This is a genomic window from Nocardia sp. NPDC058499 (assembly GCF_042719915.1).
Taxonomy (GTDB): Bacteria; Actinomycetota; Actinomycetes; order Mycobacteriales; family Mycobacteriaceae; genus Nocardia.
In genome coordinates, this window is record NZ_JBHXMZ010000025.1 from 1 (window position 1) to 26866 (window position 26866).

Genomic DNA, 26866 nt, shown 5'->3' on the forward strand with positions numbered 1-26866 from the left:
TCGATTTTTGGTCTTAAGCAAATCGATTATCGCAGGTCAGAGCACCCTTTCGCCAATTCCGGCACTACGTGCCGGAATTGCACGAACAGGGGAGGTTAGGGCAGGTCCGATCAGCGGCGAATATCAGGTGGCGGCGAAGTCGCCGCTGCCCATGGCTTGCTCGAGCAGGCTCTTGCGGTACTGCTCCAGTGCCACCAGATCGCCGAACAGCGCCATATAGGTATCCGGATCGTCGGTGGAGGAGACGCGGTGCAGGCGGGATTTCAGTTCCGCGATCTGCCGTCCCACCAGCGCGGCCTGGGTGCTGGCGAGGACGCCGGTGATGAAGCGCGGGATATCGCCGCTGGTTTTCACCGGCAGCGGTTCGCTCGCCAGTTCCGAGACCAGCGCGCGCAGGGTGAGATCGTCGGTGTGATCGGTGATCACGGCGATCCAGTCGGCCCCGGAGAGACCGCAGCAGACACCGCCGGCTTCGGCCATGAGAGCACGTACCGCGATATAGGCCGGGTGGGTGAAGGCCTCGGTTTCCAGGGCGTCGAATGCCGGGCCGGCGATTTCCGGGTACTGGAGTCCGGCGGCGAGGGCTTGACGCTGGGAGCGCAGTACCGGGTCGCGCGGATCGGGGCGGGCGGCCGGTGGTGTGGGCCCGGTGTGCTCCACCCGGGGCGCCCGGGCGGGTGCGGCAGCGGCGCCACGTAACTTACGGGCCTCCTCGTCGACCCGGCGGTAGACGAGCTGCGGATCCTGCCAGCCGGTCCATTCGGCGAGCTGGGTGGCATAGCGTTTACGCAGGCCGTGGTCCTTGATCTGGGCGACGATCGGTACGGCCCAGCGCATCACCTCGACCTGGCTGTCATAGGTGAGGGCGCGGGTGCGGCTGTCCTCGCGTTTGGCGATCTCCTGGCGCAGCGCGAAATCGAACAGCGGTTCGCGCCGGGCGACCATATCGCGCAGGGCTGCGTCACCGGAGTGCTGCCGCATCTCGCACGGATCCTGGCCGTCCGGGGATACCACCACATAGGTCTGCCCGGCCACTTTCTGATCGCCGAGGAAGGCCTTCAGGGCGGCGGCCTGGCCGGCGGCGTCACCGTCGAAGGTGAAGATGATCTCACCGCGCCAGAAGTTATCGTCCATGAGCAGACGGCGCAGGATGCCCAGGTGATCGTCGCCGAATGCGGTCCCGCAGGCGGCGACGGCGGTTTTCACCCCGGCCAGATGCATGGCCATCACATCGGTGTAGCCCTCGACGACCACGGCCTGATGACTTTTGGCGATCTCCCGTTTGGCGTGATCGAGACCGAACAGCACCTGGGACTTCTTGTACAGCAACGTTTCCGGGGTGTTGACGTATTTGCCCGGCATGGTGTCGTCGTCGAAGAGTTTGCGCGCGCCGAAACCGATGACATCGCCGCCGAGGTTGCGGATGGGCCACAGCAGCCGCCGGTGGAAACGGTCGATAGGACCGCGGCGGCCCTGCCGGGAGAGCCCCGCCGCCTCCAGCTCCTTGAATTCGAACCCCTTGTTCAGCAGGTGTTTGGTGAGGGTGTCCCAGCCGTCGGGAGCGTAACCGCAGCCGAACTGGGTCCAGGCGGCCTCGTCGAAATTGCGGTCGGTGAGATATTTGCGGGCCATTGTGGCGTCGGGGCCGCGCAACCGGGACATGTAGAACTCGTGCGCGGCGGCATTCGCGGCGACCAGCCGGGAGCGGGTACCGCGGTCGCGCTGCACCGAGGGACCGCCGCCCTCGTAGTCGATCCGGTACCCGATCTTGTCGGCGAGCTGTTCGACGGCCTCCACGAAACCGATGTGCTCGATCTTCTGGATGAAGGCGTACACATCACCGCCCTCGTTGCAGCCGAAGCAGTGGAACAGGCCGTGGTTGGGACGGACGTGGAAGGACGGCGATTTCTCGTCGTGGAACGGGCACAGGCCCTTCATCGAATCGGCGCCGCCGCGTTTGAGAGCCACATACTCGCCCACCACGTCTTCGATCCGGACGCGCTCCCGAATGGCGGTGATATCGCGAGCTGGTATTCGTCCGGTCACGGGAACGAGTCTAGGCGATACCTCCGCCTCCGCTCCGGCCGTGCGCGGTCTGAGGAGGGGCTTCGCCCCGCTGCGCCCCTGGTGCCAGCAGCCACAGTCCGCGGCCCGAGCACCCTGTGCGCGAACTCACCGCTCGTTCACAGTTGCGTGGCGACGCGTTCGAGCCGGCTCTCGGTGTAGGAGGCGATCTGGTCGGCGATCACCCGCACCCGGGCGGTGTCGTCGGCGGCGGCGTCCCACCACGGTTGCAGGAGGGGGTCGAGCGCGGCCGGACCGGTGGCCAGCAGATGTTCCGCGACGGCGATCAGGCGGTCCCGCTGGGCGGCCTGCCGGAGTTTGTGGTCGGGATCGGACATGACGTAGCGCAGGGCGACGGTCTTCAGCATCGCGACCTCGGCCGCGGCGACGGGCGGTACCAGCAGATCGGCGGAATAGCGGGCCGGCGGGCCGGCGGCTGCCTCCTTCGTGGTGACCACCGCCGCGTTGGCGAACCGGCCCACGAGTTCGCTGGTGAGCCGCTTCAACGCGACCGAACTGCGCAGTGTGCCGTCGTAGTGGAACACATCGGCGACCACCGGCAGCTCCGACAGCCGCTGCGCCGCGGCCACCAGATCCTCGACCGACAGCGCGCGATGCTGCACATGCCCCAGCTCGGCCAGCGCCAGCCGCTCCACCGGGTCGGCCAGTGCGCGCAGATCGATCCGGCCGGCGATGATCCCGTCCTCCACATCGTGCACGGAGTAGGCGACATCGTCGGACCAGTCCATCACCTGGCATTCCAGTGCGGGCCGGCGTTCCGGGGCGTCCTTGCGCACCCAGGCCAGCCGGTCGGCATCCACCTCGTAGGCACCGAATTTTCCGCCCGGTTCGGTGCGCTGCCACGGGTATTTGATGCAGGCGTCGAGGGCGGCGCGGGTGAGGTTGAGCCCGGAACTGTGACCGTAGGAATCGAGGACCTTGGGTTCGAGCCTGGTCAGGATGCGCAGATTCTGGGCGTTGCCCTCGAAACCGCCGTGCTCGGCGGCGAAAATGTCCAGGGCCTTCTCCCCGTTGTGCCCGTAGGGCGGGTGGCCGATATCGTGCGCCAGGCCCGCGAGTTCGGCGAGGTCGGGGTCGCAACCGAGACCGTCGGCGATACCGCGGCCGATCTGGGCGACCTCCAGGGAATGGGTGAGCCGGGTGCGCGGGGTGTCGCCCTCACGGGGACCCATGACCTGCGTTTTATCGGCCAGGCGGCGCAGCGCGGCCGAATGCAGCACGCGGGCACGGTCGCGCGCGAATTCACTGCGGTGCCCGTTGCCGGCCTCGGTCCCGTTGCCGCCGGCGTCGACCAGGCCGGCCGTTTTGGGGGCCTCGGTGACCAGGCGTTCCCGGTCGTGCTCGGTGTAGGTCATCGCACCAAGTCTGCCACCAGGGGGTGACGTTCCGGAGTGTCCGGCAGTACCAGCCGGTGAAGCGTTACCGACCGGCGGTATAGCTGAAATCGTCGGCCGAGAAATGGGTGAGCTGATACCAGAGCAGGGCCGCGGTCTCCCGGGCGATACCGTGCGCCTGCGATTCGCGGGTGTACACGGCCGGGCCGGTGCGGGTGGGCGCGGTCCACGCGTCGAGTCCGGCATCGCGGGCCATGGTGCGGGTGCGCAGGGAATGCCACGGGTCGCTCACCAGGACGGCGGATTCGAGCCCGCGCTCCTTCATCGCCGCCGCCACGGCCTCGACGCTGCGCAGGGTGTCGGAGCCGGTCTCCACGGCGAGTACGGCGTCCGCCGGGATACCGGCATCCGTGAGATACATCTTCCCCGATGCCGCCTCGGTGTAGAGATCGCCTTCCTGCTTCCCGCCGACCGTGATCACCAGATCCGAAACGCCCAGCTCGTACAGCTGCTCGGCCTGATACAACCGTGCCTCGAACACCGACGACGGGGTGCCCGAATACTGGGCGGCGCCGAGCACCACGATGGCGTCCGCGGGGGTGTAGTCCTCGATTCGCGCGACCTGCCACACCCGCACCGCGGTCCCGAGTAGCAGCACCAGCCCCAGCACCACCGCGCCGCTGATCAGCCGGCCTGCCCAGCGCAGAATCGCGGCACCGGCCCCGCGCCGTGCGCGGGAATCGGTACGCGAGTCCGGTCGTATACGCGCGGGAGCCCATGTCACATCGACAAGTCTGCCAGGCAGGTTCCGGGTGCCGGGCAGCGCGGACCTGGAACCGGCAACCGTCGCGCCACCGCACCCGGATACGGTTCGCGCTGTTCAGAAGGGTGACGATACTGGTTACCAGCCCTGCGGTAAGCGCAAGCGACGCCGAAATCCCTGCGCTACCGGCTACATAGGGCCGCTGTTGGCGCCCGAATCGTTATCGGATTCGCCGGGTGGGTGCGGTGACCGCGGTGCGCGGATGTCACGACGGGCGTCTGTGAGCCCGGGAACGGTTGTTTGACCCTGACACAATGTCAGCCCATAGAACAGGTGGCGTCATGTTGAGTATCGGAGATTTCGCCAGGCACGGACGGGTGTCGGTACGGATGCTGCGCCACTACGACCTGCTCGGGCTGCTGGCGCCCGCTCGCGTCGACCCCGTCAGCGGATACCGCTTCTACGAGGTCGGCCAGCTGACGCGGCTGAACCGGATCATCGCGCTCAAAGAGCTCGGATTCACGCTGGACCAGGTAGGCCGGATGCTGGACGACGCGGTGACCGGCGCCGAGATGCGCGGCATGCTGGCCTTGCGCCGCGCCGACCTCGAACAGCGCATAGCCGCGGACCGGGAGCGGCTCGTCCGCGTCGAGGCGAGACTCCGGGTAATCGAGAAGGAGGGCACGATGCCTACCGACGAGATCGTGGTGAAAACCGTTCCGGCCGGCCGGATCGCCGAACGCAGTACCGTGGTCGCCGATTTCACGCCGGAGAAGATCGGGCCGGCGGTGGAGCGGCTGTTCACCGAACTGTGTGCCGCGTTGGAGCGAGAGCGAATCGAGTTCACCGGACCTGCCGTCTGCTATTACGACCAGCGCGCGGACGGCTCGGTGCTGGCACACGCGGGTATGCCGGTGCGGATCGATCCCGTCGAATCGGACGACTTCACGGTCGTCGATCTCCCGGAGATGCCGCTGGCCGCGACGCAGATCTACCGCGGCGATATGAACGGCGTCCTCGAACCACACCAGGACCTGGTGCAATGGATCGAGGACAACGGCTACCGCACAGTGGGACCCAGCCGCGAGGTCACCTTGGTCTGGGATGTGGACACCAGCAAGTGGGTGACCGAACTCCAGGAACCTGTCGCCCGGAAGTGACCCGCCGCTGCCGGAGCCGCCGCTGCCGGTTCCGGCAGACCGGGTCCCGGTTCGGGCCGCGGTCCCGAGGCCCGGTCTCCGACCCCGAATTCGGTGCCGGGCTGAGGCTGATCGAAAGCTGGTGGGACCGCTACCGGCGCAACTCGGGCGATGGACGCTCCGAGCCGGAGGTCACCGAGATCCTGGGCCGGCCAGTGGGCCGAGTTCCGCCGCGTACAGCCCGCCCGAAAACCGGATGGAACGGACAATTTCGGCGACAAGCCGTTCTCGTACGGTGAATATCCCGTGGATCGGGGTCGAACACCGGTAGATTGTGCTGCCGATACGGACAATTTGTGGTTGGCTGTTCGTCGGCGAGATCTGCTGCGTCACCAGCCGTTCCCCGGTGATCACGGATCCGCCCTTACTTATGCGTCAAGCCGCAATGATGCGGCATGCCTTTGGACTGATTTGGGAATCCTGGGAACAGGTGAACGGCCCGTGGCCGTCTCGGTGAGCACATGGAGTACACGATGCCTGGATGGAAGAACGCCGCAGCCGGTCTGGCGGTAACCCTCGCCGCTGTCCTTGCCCCCGCGGTGGCCACGACGACTGCCCATGCGGCCCCGGCGCATTGCCCCGGACTGTATGTGGTGGCGATTCCCGGAACCTGGGAGACCTCGGTAGACGATCCCGGCAAAGGGATGCTCGCCGCTGTCACGGACGGCCTGCCCAACGGCGCGTACGCCGACTACGTCGCCTATGCGGCGACCGCGTTCCCGTGGGAGGGCGAGATCTACGGCCGTTCCAAGAATGAGGCCGTCGCCGGTGCGCGCGGGTTGATTTCGGACGTCTCGCGGCGCTGCGCCAACACCCGGTTCGCCTTGCTCGGCTACAGCCAGGGCGCCGACGCCGCCGGTGATCTGGCCGCCGAAATCGGCACCGGCCTGGGCGTTGTCCCCGCCGACCGGGTCGCCTTGGTCGGGCTGATCGCCGATCCGCGCCGCTCCCCCACCGACAACCTGATCGGTCCGGCGGTACCCGGCGCCGGTGCGGGCGGCCCGCGGCTGACCGGTTTCGGCTGGCTGAGTAACCGCACCTACACCTTCTGCGCGGTGGGCGACCTGTACTGCTCCACCCCCGACGGTGATTTCGCCGCCCGGATCGCCGGGTTCTTCGCCCAGGTCTCGAATGGCGATCCCGCCCAGTTCGGCAACTATCACTCGCTGGGTATCGAACTGCTCAACGACGCGCTGGCCGCGGGCGGCATCGGCCTGCTGCACGACCAACTCAACGGCGCCGCCTACGAGGAACGTAAACAGCAGATCGACGATTTCGTGAAATCCGGTATCCACCAGAGCTACCCGAGCTACCGGGTCGCCGGGGGCGCCACGGCCCTGACCTGGCTACGGCAGCAGCTCATCGCGCTCGCCTGATCCGGACCGATGCCGTCGGCCCGGCCGCGTTCCGGCCGTGCCGACGGCATCTGATCACCAGCCGCGACTCTTCCATTCGGCCAACTGCGGCCGTTCGGCGCCGAGGGTGGTGTCGTCACCGTGGCCGGGGTAGACGACCGTATCGTCGCCGTAGCGGCCGAACAGTTTGCGGGTGACATCGTCGAGCAGGGTGGTGAAATCCTCCGGGCGCCAGGTTTTTCCGATTCCGCCGGGAAAGAGGCAGTCTCCGGTGAACAGGTGGGTCCGGCCGGATCCGTCGGTCAGGGCCAGCGTGACCGAGCCCGGAGTGTGCCCGACCAGATGGATGACCTCGAGCGTGAGGTCGCCGACGGTGACGCTGTCTCCCTCGGCGAGGAGACGCTGCGGGGTGACCGGCAGCGGTTCGGCGTCCAGCGTATGCGCGGCGCTCGGCGCACCGGTTGCTTCTGCGACGGCGGCGAGTGCCTGCCAGTGGTCGGGGTGTTGATGGGTGGTGACGATCAGGCCGGCCCCGTCCGGGGCGGTCTGTCGGACCAGTTCGACGATCCGGTCCGCGTCGTTGGCGGCGTCGATGAGCAGTGTCGCGCCGGTGGCGGCGCATTGCACCAGGTAGGTGTTGTTGTCCATCGGGCCGACCGACATCTTGGTGACCCGGGCGCCCGGCACCTCTCGGCGCTGCGCGGCGCCACCCGATTCGACATGTCCGGTGTAGGTCGTTTCGATGGTGATCACACCCCGATGCTAGCCAGGATCATCCGTACGACCGCACAGGGACCGGCGAACGCCGGAAGCAGGACTTCCCGCGACGGTCGTTTGCCCGGAATGCGTCAGGGCAATGCGCCAGGAACTCATGCCGATCCGGCTCGAGCACGGAGGCCGGCGCGACAGCGTGGACCGCGGGACGGTCTGCCTATCGCGCCGGCACTGCCCTTCTCTAGCAGCCGAGCAGGCGCTGCGCGAGATAGCCCTCGACCTGATCGAGGGCAATACGCTCCTGCGACATCGAATCGCGTTCGCGGACCGTCACGGCCTGGTCGTCCAGGGTGTCGAAATCGACCGTGATGCAGAACGGGGTACCGATTTCGTCCTGCCGGCGGTAGCGGCGGCCGATGGCACCGGCATCATCGAATTCGATATTCCAGTTCCGGCGCAGTCGTGCGGCGAGGTCCTTGGCCTTCGGCGTGAGGTCGGCGTTACGCGACAGCGGCAGCACGGCGGCCTTGACCGGGGAGAGCCTGCGGTCCAGCCGCAGTACCGTGCGCTTGTCCACGCCGCCCTTCGCGTTCGGGGCCTCGTCCTCGGCGTACGCGTCGACCAGGAACGCCATCAGCGAACGGGTCAGGCCGGCCGCGGGTTCGATCACGTACGGGATGTAGCGTTCCTCGGCGGTCTGGTCGTAGTAGCTGAGGTCGACGCCCGAATGCTCGGCGTGCGTGGACAGGTCGTAATCGGTGCGGTTGGCGATACCTTCCAGCTCGCCCCATTCGCCGCCGGTGAAGCCGAAGCGGTACTCGATATCGGTGGTACCGGCCGAGTAATGCGACAGCTTCTCCTTGGGATGCTCGAACAGGCGCAGGTTCTCCGGGTCGATACCGAGGTCGGTGTACCAGGAGAAACGGGTATCGATCCAGTACTTGTGCCATTCGGCGTCTTCGCCCGGTTTGACGAAGAACTCCATCTCCATCTGCTCGAATTCACGAGTGCGGAAGATGAAGTTGCCGGGGGTGATCTCGTTGCGGAAGCTCTTGCCGATCTGGGCGATACCGAACGGCGGCTTCTTACGCGCGGTGGTTTCGACGTTCTTGTAGTTGACGAAGATGCCCTGCGCGGTTTCGGGGCGCAGGTAGTGCAGGCCTTCTTCGTCGTCCACCGGGCCGAGATAGGTCTTGAGCAGACCCGAGAAGTTACGCGGTTCGGTCCATTTGCCGGGCTGGCCGGTTTCCGGATCGTTGATATCGGCCAGGCCGTTGGCCGGCGGGTGACCGTGTTTGGCCTCGTAGGCCTCGAGCAGATGGTCGGCACGGTAGCGCTTGTGGGTGTGCAGGGATTCCACGAGGGGGTCGGAGAAGGTTTCCACATGGCCCGAGGCCACCCAGACCTGCCGGGGCAGGATCACCGAGGAATCGAGGCCCACCACGTCCTCGCGGCCGGTGACCATGGAGCGCCACCACTGCTTCTTGATGTTGTCCTTGAGCTCGACGCCCAGCGGACCGTAGTCCCACGCCGATTTGGTACCGCCGTAGATCTCACCACACGGGTACACCAGCCCCCGGCGCTTGGCGAGGTTGGCAACGGTGTCCACCTTCGACTTGGGTGCCACGCGAGAACTCTCCATCCACTACGTAATCGCCAGTAGTTACGCTGCCCGGATCGGGCGCACGTGATCGCGGCTGCCGCGGTGGTTGTCCGGGCATATGCCGCTGATCGGTTACAGCCTATCCACCCGCGCCAAGGGATTACGCACCCGCATCGGCGTGGGCATTTGACATGCATATCCATGCATATCAAAATGGGACCGGTTTCCAATAAGGAGTGGACCATGACAACCGATACCGCCGCCGTCGCCCACAACCCCTACCGCTCCCCCGCACCGGCCCCGATCCCGGCCCGTACGGTGCTGGAGAACGCCGGTGAGCTGCTGCGCGCGCTCGCGGCCCCCGTTCGCATCGCCATCGTGCTACAACTGCGGGAGTCGCCGCGCTGTGTGCACGAACTGGTGGATGCCCTCGGTGTCACACAACCGCTGGTCAGCCAGCATTTACGGATTTTGAAATCGGCCGGGGTAGTGCACGGCGAGCGTTCGGGCCGCGAGGTCCTCTACGAACTCGTCGACGACCACTTGGCGCATATCGTGGTCGACGCAGTAGCGCACGCCGAAGAAGAAGGGTAATTCGTGTCCGAGAGCCTGGTCACCGCGAAAGGGACCACCAGAGGGAAAGCAGTCGGTATCCGCACCACGCGGCAACGCAATGCGATCGCCGCGCTCCTGGAGGATATCGACAGGTTCCGGTCGGCCCAGGAGCTACACGACGAGCTCCGCCGACGCGGGGAGGGTATCGGGCTGACCACCGTCTACCGCACGCTGCAATCGCTCGCCGATGCCGGAATGGTGGATGTGCTGCGCACGGACAACGGGGAGTCGGTGTACCGGCAGTGCTCCAACGGGCACCACCACCATCTCGTCTGCAGGCACTGCGGGCGGACGGTCGAAGTGGCGGGGCCGACCGTCGAGAAGTGGGCCGCCGGCACGGCGGCCGATCACGGGTTCACCGAGGTCAGCCACACGCTCGAAATCTTCGGCACCTGCCATGCCTGCGCCGAGGTCCGGAGCTGACCCGACCGCCGGGTGATACCGCATAACACTGCCCGCTACCCATCGCCCGAGGTCCGGAGCTGACCCGCTCAACGGAGTGATCCCGCACAACGCAGCCCGCTGCCCGGCGATCGGGTAGCGGGCTGTCTTTGTCCGCGAACAGCGCGGCTCAGGCGGCCACCGGCACCGCCGCCGGACCGTCCACCGGTTCGGAACGACGGCTGTCCCGCAGGACTCCGAGGCCGAGCAGCACCAGCGCCAGCACGGCCCAGCCCACGAGCACCAGCAGCGGGCCCTGCGCCCCCGCCCAGTCGAAGAACGCGACCGAGCGGATCAGCGAGGCCGCGGCACCCGGGGGCAGCAGCTGGCCGATCGTCCCCCATGGCTGCGGCAGCAGTTCCGGCGCCGAGGTGGCGGCGGAGAACGGGTTGCCGACCAGCAGCATCACCAGCGCGGCGATCCCGATCCCGGCGCGGCCGATCACGGTACCCAGACCGGTTACGGTGCCGGCGACGGCGAACGAGACCAGACCCGCGACCAGCGACAGCTCCAGATACGGGCCGGGCACGATGGACAGCCAGGTCTGGGTGACCAGCATGCTCAGCAGACCACCCGCGATACCGAAGATGAACACGCCCGCGATCCGCCCGGCCGCCGACGGGATCAGCAGGGTGAGCAGCACTCCTCCGGCAATCCCGGCCATCACCAGCGGCAAGGCCATCGCCCCGAACCCGGCGCCCCGCGGATCGTCGGGATCACCGGCGACCACATCCTCGACCTGCACGGGCGGCGTTCCGGACATCTGCTGACCGATCTGGGTCAGCTGCTGGGCCACCGCCGGACTGGCGCCCGAGGCGACCAGCATCTTGGGCGCACCGTTGCCGGTGACGATTGCGCCGTAGACCTCGCGGTCGCCGATGGCGGCGCGGGCCGCGGCCTCATCGGGCACGGTGGTCAGCTCGAAGGCGTCCGGACTCTGGCCGGCCAGCCGCGCTTCGACCATCTCGGCCTGCGGCCCGGCGACGGCCAGTGGGAGATCCCGCGGAGCGATATTGGTGGCGGGCCAGGCGAAGGCGATCAACATCAGCGCTTGGAGGAGGGCCGCGCCCAGCCCGATGGCGACGGCACGCTGGATGACGTTCATGACGTTCTCCCAGAAAATCGAAGGCTCGTTCTTTTAACGATGAGCCCACCGTCCCACCGGCCGCCGCAACTTGTCAAGAACGAACATTCGTTTTAGTTTGGGGTATGCCCCGAGTCAGTGACGAACACCTGGAACGCCGCCGGCAGCAGATCCTCGATGCCGCCCGGATCTGCTTCGTCCGCAAGGGGTTCCACCAGACCTCCATGCAGGACGTCTTCAACGAATCAGGACTGTCGGCGGGCGCGGTATACCGCTACTTCAAGGGCAAGGACGAACTGGTGGTCGCGCTCGCCTCCACTGCCGCGGGCGATATCCGCGCCCGGATGGAAGAAGTGATCCGCCGCGACCCCCTACCACCCCCGGCGGAACTGGTAGCCCATCTGACCACCTGGATCGATACCCAGGCGGGGCCGGAAGGCCGGTTACGACTGGCACCGCAGGCCTGGTCGCTGGCATTGATCGACGATAACGCCGCCGAACCGGTACGCCGGACCATGACCGGAATCCGGGCGATGTGGCACACCTACGTCGAGCGGATGCACGAACAAGGCTGGCTGCCCGCCGACGCTGACCTCGACGCCGTCACCGCCGCGCTGTTCGGCCTGCTACCCGGATACGTCCTCCAGCATCTGATCATCGGCGAGGTGGACCGCGACCAGTACATCCGCGGCGTCGCCACACTCCTGCCCTACGGGCCGCCGGCCCGATCCGAAAACAACGCTCAGGGCAGCAAACCCTGACGCGCCTCCCCCGCACCGCTGAGCACCAGCAACAACATGGTGGTCAGCGCCTGATCGTCCAGGCCCGCCGCCGGGAAGGTATAGCGCAGGATCACATCCGCGAGCTTCCCGTGCGTGATCAACGCGATCGACCCGAACTGCAGCGCGGCGTTGCGCTCGGCCACCCGCTTGTGGAACTGCGGTTTCAGCGGGCGGTCCCAGGCCAGCACGCAGGTCAGCGACAGCACATCCAGCCCCGGCGTCAGCGTGAACGCGCTCAGCGAGCACAGCGCACCCTGGAAATCGAAACGCAGCGAACCATCGGTATCGACCCGGACATCGATATCGTGCAGGCCCAGACCGGCGCCGGCTCGCGCCTTCAATTCGATATCGGGGGCCACGGCACCGGATTCCGGTTCGGACGTCATTTGGTACCACCGAACCGGCGATCCCGCCGCGCGTACTCCATACAGGCCTCCCACAGATTGCGGCGGTCGAAATCCGGGAACAAGGTGTCCTGATAGACGAATTCCGCATACGCGGACTGCCAGATCAGGAAGTTCGAACTCCGGTACTCGCCCGAGGGCCGCAGGAACAGATCGACATCGGGCATATCCGGTTCGTCCATGTGCCGGGCGAGCATGGACTCGTTCACCTTCTCCGGATCCACCTCACCGGCCGCCACCCGCCGCGCGATTTCCCTTGCGGCATCGGCGATCTCGGCGCGGCCACCATAGTTCACGCACATGGTCAGCGTCATCACGGTGTTGTCCTGCGTGAGTTCTTGGGCGATCTCGAGCTCACGGATCACGCTGCGCCACAACCGCGGCCGCCGCCCCGCCCAGCGCACCCGCACCCCCATCTCGTGCATCTCGTCGCGCCGGCGCCGGATCACATCCCGGTTGAAGCCCATCAGGAAACGCACCTCATCGGGGCTGCGCCGCCAGTTCTCGGTGGAAAACGCGTACGCCGACAGCCATTTCACCCCGATCTCGATACACCCCTCGACGGTGTCCATGAGAACGGCCTCGCCCTTCTCGTGACCGGCGGTCCGCGGCAACCCCCGCTCCTGCGCCCAGCGACCATTACCGTCCATCACCAGCGCAACATGCCGGGGAACGAGCTCCCGCGGAATATCGGGCGGGGTCGCGCCCGAAGGATGCGGTGCCGGCGGGCGGACGGTACGAGCACCGGCGGACGCGTCCGAACCGGCAGAGTCACGACGCAGGATCACGGTTCAAAGGGTAGCTGTGTTTATCGGCGCCGCCTTCGGCGGCGCGGGGTTCGGCCCTTCAGGCGTTGTGTTTCAGCGCCCGATGCTCGCGCCTGCGGCGCATTGCATCGGGCGCTGAAACACAACGCGGGCCGAACCCTTCGAGGGCCTCGCTGGACTCGGCGGCGCGGTTGGTTGCGTTCGGTTCGGGGGCGTGTGCTTTACCCTTCGGTCACGCGGCCCCCGGATGCCGCGCCACCGACTGAACGTTCGACAAGGGGGAGGGTTCGTAGTTCGCGCTCCAGATGCCACTGCAGGTGGGCGGCGATAAGACCGCCGGCCTGGCGGCGGGCCGATTCCGGGATATCCGCGACCCGGTCCCAGCGACCGTGACGCAGGGCGAACAGTTGATCGAATACAGCAGGAGCCGGGGTGGCAGCACCGGCCGGCCGGCAGTGCACACAGACCGCGCCGCCGGCACCGATATGGAACGCGCGATGCGGGCCGGGGGTGGCGCAGCGGGCGCATTCGTCGATGGCGGGGGCCCAGCCGGCGTAGTCCATGGCGCGCAGCAGGAAGGCGTCGAGGACGAGTTCGTGTGGGCGTTCCCCGGCCGCGATCGCGCGCAAGGCGCCCGCCGTGAGCGTATGCAGCCGCGGGACGGGAGCGCGTTCCTCCCCGGCCAGGCGTTCGGCGGTTTCCAGGACCGCGCAGGCGGTGGTGTAGCGGCCGTAATCGGCGACGATGGCGGTCGCGAAAGCCTCCACGGTATGCACCTGGGTCACGGTGTCGAGATTACGGCCGGGGTAGAGCTGGATATCGACATAGGCGAACGGCTCCAGCCGCGCACCGAACTTCGACTTCGTCCGGCGCACGCCCTTCGCCACCGCCCGCACCACGCCGTGTTGCCTGGTCAGCAGCGTGACAATGCGATCGGCTTCGCCCAGCTTGTGCTGGCGCAGCACCACCGCATGGTCCCTGTACAACTGCACGGTGTTTATTATGCGGCGCCTGCGGCGCCGCGGGTTTTGGCCCCCCTTGGTCCCTGCTGTCAGTGCTCGATGCTCGCGGCTGCGCCGCATTGCCTCGAGCACTGACAGCAGGGACGGGCCAAAACCTCCAAGGGCCTCGTAAGACTCGGCACCGCCGTCGGTCGCGTTGTTGTGTCGGGCCGGACGATCCGATCTGACGTGCAAGAGCGACCGCTACGAGACCGTCTCCGGTTGTCCCGCGGATCGGCCCGGTTCTAGGTTCCGAGGTGGACCGGGAAGGCGGCGGGGTCGTTCTGGGTGAGCACGGGGAGATTGCCGTGTTCGGTGAGGGGGATATCGGCGCGCAGGTTCGGGAAGCGGTCGAACAGGGCGGGTAGGGCGATGGTGGCCTCCAGCCGGGCCAGGGCCGCGCCGGGGCAGATATGGGGGCCGTAGCCGAAGGAGATATTGCGGTTCGCGGTCGGGCGGGTGATATCGAAGGTGTCGGCGTCGGCGCCGTGCAGGCCGCGGTCGCGGCCGATGGCGCGATAGGACATGACCACACCGTCGCCTTTTTCGATGGTGACATCGCCAACAGTGATGTCCTCGGTGGCGAAACGCATCAGCAGGTGGATGACGGGGCCGTCCCAGCGCAGCGTCTCCTCGATCGCTTCCTCCCAGGTGCGGTCCCCGGCCCGGATCGCGGCCAGCTGTTCCGGGTGACCGAGCAGGGCACGAGTGGTCATGACGATCAGGCTGACGGTGGTTTCGTGGCCGGCGGCCACGAGCGCCTTGAGGTTGCCGTGTACTTCTTCCTCGGTGAGCGGGGTTTCGCCGTCGGCCACATCGTGGAGGAAATCGGAGGTGAGATCGTCGGCCGGATTCGCTGTCTTCTCCCGGATGAGCCCGGTGTAGTAGTCGTCGAGTTCGGCGAAGACCCGCATCCGCTCGTCGTGCGGGGTGAGCAGCGAGAAGAACTTCTTGTACGCCTTGAGCAGGTAGGTGTGGTCGGTGCGCGGAACACCCATCAGTTCACTGATCACCCGCATCGGCAGCGGATAGGCGAAAACCTGCTTCAGATCCACGACGCCACCGGCACCGGCTTCCGCCAGATCGTCGAGGAGTTCGGTAGTGAACTGTTCGATCTTCGGCCGAAGCGCGCCCAGGCGGCGCGGGGCCAGCGCGCGGGTGGTCTTGATGCGCAAGCGGCGGTGTTCGGCGCCGTCGACGGTGAACATGGAGCGGCCGGCGTCGATCATGCCGATCAGCGGCCATTCCCGGGTCACCGCGCCGGACTGCCACAGATTCCACTGTGTGTGATCTTTGACCAGGCGGGTGTCGCCGAGGAGCTGCCGTGCCAGGTTGTGCCGGGTGACGGTCCACGCCGGGGCGCCCAGCAGGTCGATCTTCGTGAGCTCCGGGCCCTCACACAGTGTGCGGGTCTCCCCCGCGAGATCGGCGACCATGGGGTCGATGGTCAGGGCCGCGGTATGCGGGCACTGCTGGCTCACGAGCCACCTCCAACGGCGGGAACAGGAGTGAAACGAACGGGGAGAGAAGTGAACCCGCGCAGGAATGGGGAGGGCCGGCGGACCAGGGACTCGGCAGGAACCGCGAGGTCCAGATCGGGTAGCCGGTCGAGCAGCACCTCGATACCGGTACGGGCGATGATCTCGGCGATCTGCTGGGCCGGGAACGGGCAGCGGTATTCGCCGTGCCCGAAAGCGAAATGGGCGGCGTTACCGGAATGCGCCGGATCGGCGCCGTCACCGGTGTATTGGCGGATATGCGGATCGGAATTGGCGGCGGCCAGGCCGAGCAGCAACATATCGCCGCGGCGGACCAGTGCCTCACCGAGCCGGGTATCGCGTGCGACCCAGCGGCCGGCCAGGATCTGGGTCGGTGTATCTTCCCAGAGCACTTCGGTCATGGCCTGTCCGATACTGTGCCGGGCGGCTCCGAACGCGGCGGCGAATCGGTCGTCGACCAGCATGAGGCGGATCGAGTTACCGATCCAGTCGGCCGTCGGCAGATGCCCGGCCGCGGTGACCGACTGCATATTCAGCACATACTCTTCGTCCGCGAACGGCACGGGATCTGCGAGCATCCGCGACACAAGATCCTGGCCCGGCTGCAGTTTCTTCTGCACCAGCAGCTGCTGCATATATTCGACGAACCGCTGGTAGGCGGCCGGGGCCTCGGGGCCGCCGTCACACAGCACCTGCATGGTCTGTGCCAGATAGGGCCCGTCGGCTTCGGGTACGCCCAAGATCCACGCCAGGGTCAGCACCGGGAGCAGTTCGGCGAATTCGGTGACCACATCCGCGTGCCCGCGGCCGCAGAATCGGTCGATGAGGCCGTCGGCGAGCTTTTCGCAGGCGCTGCGCAGCGCGAACGGATCCACCGATTCCAGCGCGGGTTCCACCAGCGCCACATGGCGGGCGTGCGCGGCGCCGGCGGTGAAGTAGATGCCCGGCTGCGGGCGGCCCACCATCGGCAGCAGCGGCCACTCCGGCGGGATCGCGGGCCACTGGTTCCACAGCGCCGAATCCCGCGGGAACATCACACCGTCCGTGGTGACCTGATGCAGTTCCCGGTAGCCGATCACCAGCCACGCGGGGATCCCGCCGATGAGTTCCACCGCCACCACCGGGCCGTGCTCGGACCGCATCCGGGTGTAGAGCAGCGCGGGGTCGGTGTGGAAACCGGGGCCGTCGAGCCGGACCGAGCCCGGTTGCGCCGCTGGGCAACTCGCGGCAGGTAGGCCGGCGTTGTACTCGAGACCGGTCACGGGCGTACCGCCGCTCCGGCCGGGGCCTGCCGCTCGATGAGGTGTTCGACCAGCCCGATCAGCACCTGTTTGCTCGCATCCCGCGACCGCGCGTCGCAGCCGAACAACGGAACATGCGGGTCGAGGTCGAGGGCATCACGGACCTCGTCCAGCGGCGGCCCGACGGGCTCGAACGAATTACACGCGACCACGAACGGCGTGCCCTGGTACTCGAGCCGGTCGATCGCATACCAGGAATCGCTGATCCGGCGCGGGTCCACCAGCACCACCGCGCCCAGCGCCCCGGTGAACAGCCGATCCCACAGGAACCAGAACCGTTCCTGTCCCGGGGCGCCGAACACGTACAGCACATACTCGTCGGACAGGCTGATCCGCCCGAAATCGAAGGCGACCGTGGTGGTGGACTTCCCGGTCACCCCGCACAGATCGTCCACGCCGGCACCGGCATCGGTCATCACCGCCTCGGTGTCCAGCGGCTGGATCTCGCTCACCGCGCGAACCATGGTCGTCTTACCCACCCCGAAGCCGCCGACGACAACGACTTTCAGGCCGTGCCGCACCGAACCGGCCAGCGGGGCACGGGCACGGGTGGGGCGATCGTCAAAGGCTACGGAGTCCAACTAGCACCTTCTCGAGCATGTCGATATCGAATGTGTCGCCGTAGGGTCCCGCGGCGAGTTCGGGATGGCGCACGGTGACCTTGCCGGAGTGCAGCAGATCCGCGACCAGAACCGTCGCGATGCCGATCGGCAGCCGTAGTTCGGCGGCGATCTCCACCACCGCGGTCGGCTGCCGGCACATGGTCAGGATGGCCACGTGTTCGCGCTGCATCGCCGGTGCGGGCGCGCATTCACTGACCACCAGGGTGACGGGATCGAATTCTTCGGTGGTGGGGGCGGCACGGCCGCCGGTGAGGGTGTAGAAACGGTCGGGTTCGTCGTCGCGGCCGGGACGGTTCACAGCAGTCTCGCTCTACTCCCCCGCGGCGGTGCGGACAGATACTCCCCGACCTGTTCGATCAGCGCCGCCATCTGCGCGCCGACCAGGCCGGCGTCGGCGTCGTCGTCGGCGAGGACCGCGATCTGGGCGCCCGCACCGGCGCCGACGATGAACAGGATGCCGCCGTAGAACTCGGTCATCGACTGCCGCACCCCGCCGCGGCCGTTGCCGAACTCCGCGGACGCGCTACCGGCCAGAGCCTGCACCCCGGAGGCGATGGCGGCGAGCCGGTCGGCCTGATCCATCGATAATCCGGCGGTATGGCACATCTGGATACCGTCCGCGGCGAGCAGTACCGCGTGCCGGGCCCCGGCGGTTTCGCTCAGCAGCCGTTGTAGCAGCCAATCCAGTTGCGCCGGATCCGATGTCATCGTCATCGATCGTTCTCCCAGTCGGTTGTCGTGGAATGACGCGCCGGTCGCGCGGCGCCGTTGCCGGGCGACCCGATCGGTCCGCCGAAGGGCTGGGGTTCCTCCTCCGCCCGGCCGGTGACCGCGCGCTGGAACGCCCCCATGGCCGAAGCCGTCGATCGGTGTTTCGCGGCGGTGTCCTCCGGTGCGGAACCGTCGAAGAGATCGAGATCGTCCCGCTCGGGCAGACCTTCGGGGTGGGCGGCGGCCAGGGTGCTGCCCCGGCGCCGTTTGGGCAGGACCGTCGTGGTGGTCGCCGAGATCTCCGATATCGGCGCCGGAAACTGTCCCGAGGTGTACTGCGTGACCTGATGGCGGCCCGAGGTGTACGGGGACTGCGCCGCAGCGCCGGTGCGGTTCGCGCCGCTATCCGGAGCGCCGTCCGCGCCCGCGGTCGCGTAGCGGGAGCCGGTATCGGAGGAGGATCCGAACGGACCGGTGGATACCCCCGGCGGCAGTCCTGGCTGCCCCGCCGAATTCCCGGCCGGCAATGCCGGGGTGGCCGGGGGTTCGATCCGGGCGGTGAGGTCGCGGGGGATCATCACCACCGCCGCGGTGCCGCCGATCGCCGACGGCCGGTAACTGACGGTGAGTCCGTGTTTGCGGGCCAGCCGGCCGACGACCGCCAGCCCGAACCGGGTGCCGTTGAGCGAGGACAGCCCCTCGGTCGCGTCCTCGGTCCCGGACACCGTGACCTGCGCGCGACGCAGCGAGGTTTCGCTCATGACCAGGCCGCTGTCCTCGATCGTCACCACCACACCTGCGGGGATCTCCGCGGCGTAGATATGCACCTCGGTGGTGGGCGGCGAGAACCGGCAGGCATTGTCGACCAGTTCGGACAGGGCGTGGATAACGCCTTCGGCCGCGTGCCCGGCGATCGCGATCTCGGCGATGGCCCGCATCCGCACCCGCTGATAGCCGCCGACCCGCCCGATGGCCCCGCGCAGTACCCGCTCCAGCACAATCGGTTTGGCCCAGCGCCGGCCGGTGCGTGCACCGCTGAGGATCGCGATACTGTCGGCGAGGCGACCGGCCTGGGCGGTGGCGTGATCGAGTTTCAGCAGATCGGCGAGCACGGCCTGGTCGGCGTATCGATGTTCGAGATCCTGCAGTTCGGCCAGCATGCTGGTGGTCATGGCCTGCATCCGGCCGGACGCGTTCGCCAGCGCCGCGATGGCCGCCGACCGGCGCCGCTCACTGGCCGCGGTGGCCTCCTTCTCCACGGCGACGGCCTGTTCGCCGGCCGCGACCCGGGCCTCGGCCCGGGCCAGCAGATTCGCCGTTTCCGCCCGGCGCTGCTGTTCGGCCGCGAACAGCCCCCGCACGTACACGGCGGTGGTGACCGCGGTGCACGCGGCGACAACGGCGACGGAAATCCATACGGCCGTGAGCATCCGGTCGGGCGGGGCCACCGAGAGCATGGCGCCGGCGACCAATCCGACACCGATCGCCACCGAGATCGCCAGGGCGAGCGCGGGAGCCACCCACTGCCGCCGGTCCGCCGGTCCGGGCGTGCCGGGACGGCTCACCACCACCGATTCGTACATATGCCGGGTACCCCCGCTCGCGCCAAGTGCTGCCGACTCCACGCCGAGCCCGCATCCGGCACCCCATCGTGCCCCGTTACCGAATCGTCGGAGGAAAAATGGTTTCGCTCCGATGATTTCGGGTATCGGGGCCGAAGCATATCGGCCTAGTCCAACCAGCGCTACCCGGGCAGGCCAAACCTCAGCCAACACTCAGAAACGGAAAGAAGTAGCCGAGTCCGCGCTAGAAGCCGAGTTTGCCCAGCTGTTTGGGGTCGCGCTGCCAGTCCTTCGCGATCTTCACATGCAGATGCAGGTAGATACGGGTGCCGAGAATATGTTCGATCTGCTGACGGGCGTTGGTGCCGACCTCTTTCAGGCGCGCACCACCTTTGCCGATGATGATCGCCTTCTGGCTCGGCCGCTCCACATACAGCAGCGCGTGCACATCGAGCATGTCCTCGCGCTCCTCGCGCGGCAGCACCTCTTCGATCACCACCGCCAGCGAATGCGGCAGCTCGTCGCGCACCCCCTCCAGTGCGGCCTCCCGGATGAGCTCGGCCATCAGGGTTTCCTCGGGTTCGTCGGTGAGTTCCCCGTCGGGATAGAACGCCGGGCCGGGCGGCATCTTCGACGCGATCAGATCGACCAGCAGCTCGACCTGCTCCCCCTTGACGGCCGAGACCGGGATGACATCGGCATCGGGACCGAGCAGCTCGGAAACCGCGAGCAATTGCTTCGCGATCTGCTCCCGGCCGACCTTGTCGATTTTGGTGACCACACCGAGCAGCGTGGTTTTCGGCGCCATCTGCCGCACCTGCTGCACAATCCAGCGGTCACCCGGGCCGATCTTCTCGTCCGCCGGGATACACAGCGCGATCACATCGACCTCGGAATAGGTATCGCGCACGAGATCGTTGAGCCGCTGGCCGAGCAGGGTGCGGGGCCGGTGCAGGCCAGGCGTGTCCACCAGGATCAGCTGGGTGTGTTCCCGGTGCACGATCCCGCGGATGGTGTGGCGGGTGGTCTGCGGCCGCGAACTGGTGATCGCGATCTTCGCCCCCACCAGCGCGTTGGTCAGCGTCGATTTACCCGTATTCGGGCGGCCGACGAAACAGACGAAACCGGACCGGAACTCCCGCTCACCGGATTCAGGCATCGGTGGCCTCGTAACCCTCGGCGATATCGAAAACCGCCCCCGACGTGTCGGCGAAGATGATCCGCGCCCCCGCGGACACCTCACGCACCGCCGTCACCCCCGCGTCTGCGAACTTACCGCCCACCACGACCGCCGCTTCGAAACCCTCCGCGCCGCTGGAGATCGCCGCCGCCACCGCGGACTGCAACGCCGTCAGCCGCAACGCCTGCAATCCCACCTCACCGGCAGCATAGGTGCGGCCGTCGGTATCACGGATCGCCGCGCCCGCGGCGCCGCCCGTGCGCCCCAGCGCCCCCCGCGCCAACACCAGCAGCTTGTTGTCCTCGGCATCCAGTTCAGTCATGGCCTGCTCCCTCGTCGGTTCGGGCGGACGGGCGGTCCCGGTCCGGCTCCGCATCGGTTTCCGTAGTCTGCTCTCGAGCCCGGGCCACCACCACGGTGTGCACCCGGACCCGTCCGCGGGCGTCCGCACCGCCCTCACCGCGTAGTTCCAGCCCGTGCGCGACGACCTCCGCACCCGGCAGCGGTACCCGCCCCAGTTCGTGCGCGAGCAAACCGCCGACGGTGTCCACCTCTTCCTCACCGATCGGCAGCCCGTACAACTCCCCCAGGTCGGCGACCGGCAGCCGCGCCGACACCCGGTAGCGGCCCGGTTCCAGCTCTTCGATCGGCGGGGTCTCGTCGGTGTCGTATTCGTCGGCGATCTCGCCCACGATTTCCTCGAGCACATCCTCGATGCTCACCAGCCCGGCGATACCGCCGTACTCGTCGACCAGCAGGGCCATATGGTTGCGCCGGCGCTGCATTTCGTCGAGCAGATCGTCGAGCGGTTTGGAATCGGGCATGAACACCGCGTCGCGCATCACCTCACGCACCCGCACACTGCGCCCCCGGTCGGCGTAGGGCACCAGATCCTTCAGATACACCACGCCGAGGACGTCGTCGACGTTCTCCCCGATCACCGGAATCCGGGAATGCCCGCTGCGCACCGCCAGCGACATCGCCTGCGCCACCGATTTATCGGCTTCGATCCACACCATTTCGGTGCGCGGCACCATCACCGCGCGGGCCGTGGTATCGCCGAGTTCGAATACCGACTGGATCATCCGGCGCTCGTCGTCGGCGACCACGCCGCGTTCGCGCGCCATATCGACCACTTCGCGGAGTTCGATCTCGGAGGCGAACGGCCCGTTCCGGAAACCCTTACCGGGCGTGATCGCATTACCGAGCAGGATCAGCAGCCGGCTCAGCGGGCCCAGCAGCGCACCGATGAACTGCAGCGGCAGCCCCGCGGTGAGGGCTATCGAATACGCGTGCTGGCGGCCCAGGGTGCGCGGGCCGACCCCGATCACCACATAGGACACCAGCACCATCACCACGGCGGTGACCAACAGCGCCCAGGCACTGTCCATGAACTGGGTCAGCGCCGCGGCCAGCAGCACCGTCGCGGTGATCTCGCACAGAATGCGCAACAGCACCATGAGGTTCACGTAGCGCGGCCGGTCGTCTACGATCCGGCTCAACCGCACCGCCCCGGGCCGGTCACCCCGCGCCATATCGTCGAGTCGGGCCACCGACAAGGTGTTCAGCGCCGAATCCACCGCGGCGAATACCCCACCCACCGCAGCGAGCAACACCGCGAGCAGTAAGAGGATCATCTCGTTCACGCGTGCGCGTCACCCGGCCGCGAGCGGCCCTCTTCCGGTGCCACGAACCCCGTTTTGTCCAGCAGCCGGGCATCGCGCGCGGCCAGCTCGGCACGGCGCTGCTCCTCGCGCAACTCCTCGTACCACTGCTCCAGCAACCGGCCCTGCAGGGTGAACATCTCCTTCTCCTCGGCCGGTTCGGCATGGTCGTAACCGAGCAGATGGAGCACCCCGTGCACCGTGAGCAGGGCGAGTTCGTGATCGAGCGAATGCCCGGCCTTGGCGGCCTGGTCCAGGGCGAACTCGGGGCACAGCACGATATCGCCGAGCATGGAGGGTCCGGGTTCCGGACTGTCGGGCCGGCCACCGGGCTCGAGTTCGTCCATCGGGAACGACATCACATCGGTGGGCCCCGGTAGATCCATCCAGCGCATATGCAGGTCGGCCATGGTGTCGAGATCGACCAGCACCATCGACAGCTCGGCCGCCGGGTGCACGTCCATCCGGCCGATCACGAAGCGGGCGACACCGACAAGGTCTTCCTCGGGCACGTCCATACCCGACTCGTTGGCGATCTCGATACTCACCTGGTCAGCCTAATGGGTACCGTCGGCCGCCACCTATCCGACGCCCGCGCACTACCCGTGCGAGTGCGGCGCAACACCTCGGGTGCCGGCCGCCACCCCGAACCCGAACGCGGCCACCGGGAGCCCAGCGGCGGGGTTACTCCCACCGGCTGGGGCGCCGACTCCGCGCCCTGGCCGACTCCGCGCCTTTACTGCCGTGCCGCCCGGCCCGCCGCGCGCCGTTGCGCCCGATTCCCGGACATATGCGGCGGCCCGACCGGCGGACGCGTTTCGGCCTCGAACTTCTCGTAGGCGTCGACGATATCGGACACCAACCGGTGCCGCACCACATCACTGCTGGTCAGCTCGGCGAAATGAATATCCTCGATCCGGGTCAGGATCTCGCTGGCCGCCCGCAACCCCGACCGCGCCCCATGCGGCAGATCCACCTGCGTCACATCGCCGGTCACCACGATCTTCGACCCGAACCCGAGCCGCGTCAGGAACATCTTCATCTGCTCCGCGGTCGTGTTCTGCGCCTCGTCCAGAATGATGAACGAATCGTTCAGGGTTCGCCCCCGCATATACGCCAGGGGCGCGACCTCGATCACGCCGGCGGCCATCAATTTCGGAATGGCTTCCGGATCCATCATGTCGTGCAGGGCGTCGTACAGCGGTCGCAGATACGGGTCGATCTTCTCGTTCAGCGTGCCCGGGAGAAAGCCCAGGCGCTCCCCGGCCTCGACGGCCGGACGGGTGAGGATGATGCGATTGACCTGTTTGGACTGCAGAGCCTGGACAGCCTTCGCCATCGCCAGATACGTCTTACCGGTACCGGCGGGACCGATACCGAAAACGATCGTGTTCTCGTCGATCGCATCCACATAGCGTTTCTGGTTCAGCGTCTTCGGGCGGATGGTCTTCCCGCGCCGCGACAGAATATCCAGGCTCAGCACCTCGGCCGGTGATTCCGCGCTGCCGTCGGTGAGCATGGTGACGGTATGCCGCACGGCTTCCGGGGTGATGGCGCGGTTACGGCCGGTCAGCGCCACCAGTTGCTCGACGACGCGTTCGGCCAGCGCCACCTCGGCAGCCGGGCCGGTGAGGGTGACCAGATTGCCGCGGACATGGATATCGGCGGACAGCAGATTCTCGAGTTCACGCAAATTCGCATCGGCCGAACCGAGGAAAGGGAACACCGACTCGGGCGCGAGTTCGATACTGGAACGGACAGTGCGTGCCGCGGGCCCGGAGGCCCCGTTGTCGGCCGCGGAGGGATTCTGATCGCCGATATCGCCTTGTGATCGCACGTAGTGGCTATGGCCTGCTTTCCGGTCTCGACAGGCGCGGTGAGGCGCGCTGTTTGCTCTGCTCGCGAACGGTATCGCTGCCCCGAGTCTAACTCCCGGGCCCGACAGGTCCCACCTGAATTACGGCGTTCCGCACCCGGTGAACCGGCCGAACGCGGAGTTCACCCGGACGTCACCAGCGGGCCGTGAGCGCACCGAGGGCGCCCAGCGCGACCGCGGCCGCCGTGGACGTGCGCAGCACGGTGGGTCCCAGCCGCACCACATCGGCACCTGCGGTGGCCAGCGCCGTCAGCTCCGCATCGTCGAGGCCGCCCTCCGGGCCGACGATCAGCACGACCGCAGGCGCCGCGGCCCACGGCAGCGCGGTGAAGCTACCGGTCCCCGATTCGTGCAGCGCGGCGACCACCGCGCCCTGCGCTTTCGCCGCGCGCACCGCATCGACCACCTCGGGGGTGCGATGCAGTGCGGTCACCTCGGGGATATAGGCGCGGCGCGACTGCCGCGCCGCGCCCCTGGCCGCCACCCGCCATTTCGCCACGCCCTTGTCGGCTTTTGCCTCCCAATTCGAGACACAGCGGGCGGCCTGCCACGGGATGACGACATCGGCACCGGCCTCGGTCATCAACTCGACCGCCAGTTCCGAACGCTCGGATTTCGGCAGCGCCTGGACCACCGTCACCGCTGGGGAAACCGGTTCCGCGCGACCCCGGTCGCGCACCAGCAGATCGAGCTGATTCTTCTGCGCGGCAACGACTTCCGTCTCCGCGACCACACCGCGGCCGTCGGAAAGGCTGATCGCCTCGCCGACCCGGACTCGGCGCACCGTCGCGGCATGCCGGCCCTCCGGGCCGTCCAGTACCGCGATACCGCCCGGCTCCGGGATCTCGTCGAGATAGAAGACGGTCGGTGCGGCCATCGGATCAGCGTCCGCTGAAGGAGGCGCGCAACCGGGCGAACAGGCCGCTGTTGTGCTCGGACTGCGCCGACATCACCTCGGCCTTGTCCCGGCCCCGCAAGCCCTTGTACTTGCGCAGCAGATCGGCCTGCTTACTGTCCAGTTTGGTGGGCACGACGATATCCAGGTGCGCCATCAGGTCACCCCGCGCGCTGGACCGCAACCGCGGCATACCGTGCCCGCGCAGCACCGAGATCTCGCCCGGCTGGGTCCCCGGAGCGATGGTGAGCTCGGTGGGCCCGTCCAGGATGGTGTCGATCACCACGGTGGTGCCCAGGGCCGCGTCCACCATGGGGACCCGGACGGTGCAGTGCAGATCGTCGCCGTCGCGGACGAAGACATCGTGCGGCTGCTCCACGATCTCGACATACAGATCACCGGCGTGACCGCCACCCGGGCCGACCTCACCCTGCGCCGCCAGCCGCACCCGCATCCCGTTGGCCACACCGGCCGGGATCGGGGCCGCGATCTCCCGGCGGGCCCGCACCCGGCCGTCGCCACCGCATTTGTGGCATGGGTCGGGAATGGTCTCCCCGGCACCACGGCAGGTCGGGCAGGGACGAGAGGTGAGCACCTGGCCGAGGAAAGAACGCTGCACCGACTGCACCTCACCGGCACCGCCACAGGTTTCGCAGCGCACAGGCTTGGAATTACCGTTGGTGCCCGCACCCTTGCAGAGATCGCAGAGAATAGCGGTGTCGACGGTGAGATGTTTGGTCACCCCGACCGCGCATTCGGCCAGGCTGAGCCGGGTACGCACCAGCGAATCGGCGCCGGGCTGCACCCGGCCCCGAGCCTTGCGCGCGCCACCCCCTGCGCCACCGCTCATCCCGCCGAAGAAGGCCTCGAACACATCACCCAGCCCGCCGAAACCGGCGCCGCTGAAACCACCGGCCCCGCCGCCCGCGTCCAGCGGATCGCCGCCCATATCGACGATGCGGCGCTTCTCCGGATCCGTCAGCACCTCGTACGCCGCGGAGACCTCTTTGAACCGGGCCTGCGCGGCCTCGTCCGGGTTCACGTCGGGATGCAGTTCGCGAGCCAGTTTCCGGTACGCGCGTTTGAGCTCTTGGTCGGAGGCGTCCTTGCCGACACCGAGCAGTCCGTAGTAATCCCGTGCCACTTGAGTTCTCTTAGTCCTTGGTCGCTGTCCACGGCCCCGGCCGCATACGGCCGGCCGCATGACTCCTGTCGGATGTAGCCGCCCGGCCGTGATCTAAGTCGGGTCGACTCAACTTTAGCCGTCTGAATATCCGAGCGTAACAGTGTCTGATGGCGCGCCTCCGGCGCGCGGGTTTTGGCCCCCCTTGGTCCCTGCTGTCAGCGCTCGATGCTCGCGGCTGCGCCGCATTGCCTCGAGCGCTGACAGCAGGGACGGGCCAAAACC

The 26866-nt window shown here is 67.7% G+C and carries 27 protein-coding genes; 5 read left to right on the plus strand and 22 right to left on the minus strand.

Annotated elements, in window-relative coordinates; genetic code table 11:
• Window positions 1-123: 123 nt before the first annotated feature.
• The 3 genes from dnaG to ACFWPH_RS34040 all read right to left on the minus strand — a co-directional run bounded on the left by dnaG (window position 124) and on the right by ACFWPH_RS34040 (window position 4203).
• Window positions 124-2046 carry a DNA primase gene (dnaG, locus tag ACFWPH_RS34030; protein ID WP_378756419.1) on the minus strand — a complete coding sequence of 641 codons (1923 nt, stop codon included), beginning with the start codon at window positions 2044-2046 and terminating at the stop codon, window positions 124-126.
• 137 nt (window positions 2047-2183) lie between these two features.
• On the minus strand, window positions 2184-3440 hold the full coding sequence (locus ACFWPH_RS34035) for a deoxyguanosinetriphosphate triphosphohydrolase (RefSeq protein WP_378756420.1): 1257 nt from the start codon (window positions 3438-3440) through the stop codon (window positions 2184-2186).
• 64 nt (window positions 3441-3504) lie between these two features.
• On the minus strand, window positions 3505-4203 hold the full coding sequence (locus tag ACFWPH_RS34040; RefSeq protein ID WP_378756421.1) for a YdcF family protein: 699 nt from the start codon (window positions 4201-4203) through the stop codon (window positions 3505-3507).
• 320 nt (window positions 4204-4523) lie between these two features.
• Here ACFWPH_RS34040 and ACFWPH_RS34045 point away from each other — a divergent pair, with 320 nt between their 5' ends.
• Together ACFWPH_RS34045 and ACFWPH_RS34050 are read left to right on the plus strand one after the other, a co-directional pair.
• Window positions 4524-5342: a MerR family transcriptional regulator gene (locus ACFWPH_RS34045; RefSeq protein WP_378756422.1), complete on the plus strand. Its 819-nt coding sequence runs from the start codon at window positions 4524-4526 to the stop codon at window positions 5340-5342.
• A 512-nt stretch (window positions 5343-5854) separates the two neighbouring features.
• The gene (locus ACFWPH_RS34050; RefSeq protein ID WP_378756424.1) at window positions 5855-6757 is read left to right on the plus strand and encodes a cutinase family protein; all 903 of its coding nucleotides are present in this window, start codon (window positions 5855-5857) and stop codon (window positions 6755-6757) included.
• Window positions 6758-6811: 54 nt separating this feature from the next.
• Here the strand turns inward: ACFWPH_RS34050 and ACFWPH_RS34055 are convergent, their stop codons facing one another.
• Together ACFWPH_RS34055 and ACFWPH_RS34060 are read right to left on the minus strand one after the other, a co-directional pair.
• A complete protein-coding gene (locus ACFWPH_RS34055; protein WP_378756425.1) occupies window positions 6812-7489 on the minus strand; it encodes an MBL fold metallo-hydrolase in 678 nt (225 codons plus the stop codon).
• A gap of 202 nt (window positions 7490-7691) precedes the next feature.
• Window positions 7692-9077 carry a glycine--tRNA ligase gene (locus ACFWPH_RS34060; protein ID WP_378756426.1) on the minus strand — a complete coding sequence of 462 codons (1386 nt, stop codon included), beginning with the start codon at window positions 9075-9077 and terminating at the stop codon, window positions 7692-7694.
• 219 nt (window positions 9078-9296) lie between these two features.
• On the opposite strand from ACFWPH_RS34060, the gene ACFWPH_RS34065 reads away from it, so the two are divergent.
• The gene (locus ACFWPH_RS34065; protein ID WP_033245293.1) at window positions 9297-9647 is read left to right on the plus strand and encodes a helix-turn-helix transcriptional regulator; all 351 of its coding nucleotides are present in this window, start codon (window positions 9297-9299) and stop codon (window positions 9645-9647) included.
• 3 nt (window positions 9648-9650) lie between these two features.
• A complete protein-coding gene (locus tag ACFWPH_RS34070; protein ID WP_231508616.1) occupies window positions 9651-10091 on the plus strand; it encodes a Fur family transcriptional regulator in 441 nt (146 codons plus the stop codon).
• 148 nt (window positions 10092-10239) lie between these two features.
• On the opposite strand, the gene ACFWPH_RS34075 is transcribed toward ACFWPH_RS34070, so the two are convergent.
• Complete coding sequence (locus ACFWPH_RS34075; RefSeq protein ID WP_378756427.1) at window positions 10240-11214, minus strand: hypothetical protein; 975 nt, start codon at window positions 11212-11214, stop codon at window positions 10240-10242.
• Window positions 11215-11318: 104 nt separating this feature from the next.
• Between ACFWPH_RS34075 and ACFWPH_RS34080 the strand changes: the two genes are divergently transcribed.
• Window positions 11319-11954, plus strand: coding sequence for a TetR/AcrR family transcriptional regulator (locus ACFWPH_RS34080; protein ID WP_378756428.1), 636 nt, complete (start codon window positions 11319-11321; stop codon window positions 11952-11954).
• Here ACFWPH_RS34080 and ACFWPH_RS34085 read toward each other — a convergent pair.
• The 16 genes from ACFWPH_RS34085 to dnaJ all read right to left on the minus strand — a co-directional run bounded on the left by ACFWPH_RS34085 (window position 11936) and on the right by dnaJ (window position 26602).
• A complete protein-coding gene (locus ACFWPH_RS34085; RefSeq protein ID WP_378756430.1) occupies window positions 11936-12361 on the minus strand; it encodes a hypothetical protein in 426 nt (141 codons plus the stop codon). The two genes, ACFWPH_RS34080 and ACFWPH_RS34085, sit on opposite strands and share 19 nt — an antisense overlap.
• Window positions 12358-13167, minus strand: a complete 810-nt coding sequence (locus tag ACFWPH_RS34090; RefSeq protein ID WP_378756431.1) for an isoprenyl transferase — start codon at window positions 13165-13167, stop codon at window positions 12358-12360. Before ACFWPH_RS34090 ends, ACFWPH_RS34085 begins: the two co-directional genes overlap by 4 nt.
• A 200-nt stretch (window positions 13168-13367) precedes the next feature.
• Complete coding sequence (gene recO, locus ACFWPH_RS34095; protein WP_378756432.1) at window positions 13368-14138, minus strand: DNA repair protein RecO; 771 nt, start codon at window positions 14136-14138, stop codon at window positions 13368-13370.
• 254 nt (window positions 14139-14392) lie between these two features.
• Window positions 14393-15628 carry a cytochrome P450 gene (locus tag ACFWPH_RS34100; RefSeq protein WP_378756433.1) on the minus strand — a complete coding sequence of 412 codons (1236 nt, stop codon included), beginning with the start codon at window positions 15626-15628 and terminating at the stop codon, window positions 14393-14395.
• The gene (locus tag ACFWPH_RS34105; protein ID WP_378756434.1) at window positions 15625-16908 is read right to left on the minus strand and encodes a cytochrome P450; all 1284 of its coding nucleotides are present in this window, start codon (window positions 16906-16908) and stop codon (window positions 15625-15627) included. The genes ACFWPH_RS34100 and ACFWPH_RS34105 overlap by 4 nt, the downstream gene beginning before the upstream one ends.
• Entirely contained in the window at window positions 16905-17528 is a 624-nt protein-coding gene (locus tag ACFWPH_RS34110; protein WP_378756435.1) for an ATP/GTP-binding protein, read from the minus strand. The genes ACFWPH_RS34105 and ACFWPH_RS34110 overlap by 4 nt, the downstream gene beginning before the upstream one ends.
• Entirely contained in the window at window positions 17509-17868 is a 360-nt protein-coding gene (locus ACFWPH_RS34115; protein WP_378756436.1) for a DUF742 domain-containing protein, read from the minus strand. The genes ACFWPH_RS34110 and ACFWPH_RS34115 overlap by 20 nt, the downstream gene beginning before the upstream one ends.
• Window positions 17865-18284: a roadblock/LC7 domain-containing protein gene (locus tag ACFWPH_RS34120; protein WP_198165423.1), complete on the minus strand. Its 420-nt coding sequence runs from the start codon at window positions 18282-18284 to the stop codon at window positions 17865-17867. The genes ACFWPH_RS34115 and ACFWPH_RS34120 overlap by 4 nt, the downstream gene beginning before the upstream one ends.
• Window positions 18281-19864 carry an ATP-binding protein gene (locus ACFWPH_RS34125; protein WP_378756438.1) on the minus strand — a complete coding sequence of 528 codons (1584 nt, stop codon included), beginning with the start codon at window positions 19862-19864 and terminating at the stop codon, window positions 18281-18283. The genes ACFWPH_RS34120 and ACFWPH_RS34125 overlap by 4 nt, the downstream gene beginning before the upstream one ends.
• Before the next feature lie 223 nt (window positions 19865-20087).
• A complete protein-coding gene (gene era, locus ACFWPH_RS34130) occupies window positions 20088-21002 on the minus strand; it encodes a GTPase Era (protein ID WP_378756439.1) in 915 nt (304 codons plus the stop codon).
• Complete coding sequence (locus ACFWPH_RS34135) at window positions 20995-21345, minus strand: cytidine deaminase (protein ID WP_280417891.1); 351 nt, start codon at window positions 21343-21345, stop codon at window positions 20995-20997. The genes era and ACFWPH_RS34135 overlap by 8 nt, the downstream gene beginning before the upstream one ends.
• Entirely contained in the window at window positions 21338-22660 is a 1323-nt protein-coding gene (locus ACFWPH_RS34140; RefSeq protein WP_378756442.1) for a hemolysin family protein, read from the minus strand. The genes ACFWPH_RS34135 and ACFWPH_RS34140 overlap by 8 nt, the downstream gene beginning before the upstream one ends.
• Before the next feature lie 5 nt (window positions 22661-22665).
• Window positions 22666-23235 carry an rRNA maturation RNase YbeY gene (gene ybeY, locus ACFWPH_RS34145; RefSeq protein ID WP_378756440.1) on the minus strand — a complete coding sequence of 190 codons (570 nt, stop codon included), beginning with the start codon at window positions 23233-23235 and terminating at the stop codon, window positions 22666-22668.
• A gap of 188 nt (window positions 23236-23423) precedes the next feature.
• The gene (locus ACFWPH_RS34150) at window positions 23424-24524 is read right to left on the minus strand and encodes a PhoH family protein (protein WP_280417893.1); all 1101 of its coding nucleotides are present in this window, start codon (window positions 24522-24524) and stop codon (window positions 23424-23426) included.
• A gap of 172 nt (window positions 24525-24696) precedes the next feature.
• Window positions 24697-25440, minus strand: coding sequence for a 16S rRNA (uracil(1498)-N(3))-methyltransferase (locus tag ACFWPH_RS34155; protein ID WP_378756441.1), 744 nt, complete (start codon window positions 25438-25440; stop codon window positions 24697-24699).
• 4 nt (window positions 25441-25444) lie between these two features.
• Window positions 25445-26602, minus strand: a complete 1158-nt coding sequence (dnaJ, locus tag ACFWPH_RS34160; protein WP_033244754.1) for a molecular chaperone DnaJ — start codon at window positions 26600-26602, stop codon at window positions 25445-25447.
• Between the last annotated feature and the right edge of the window lie 264 nt (window positions 26603-26866).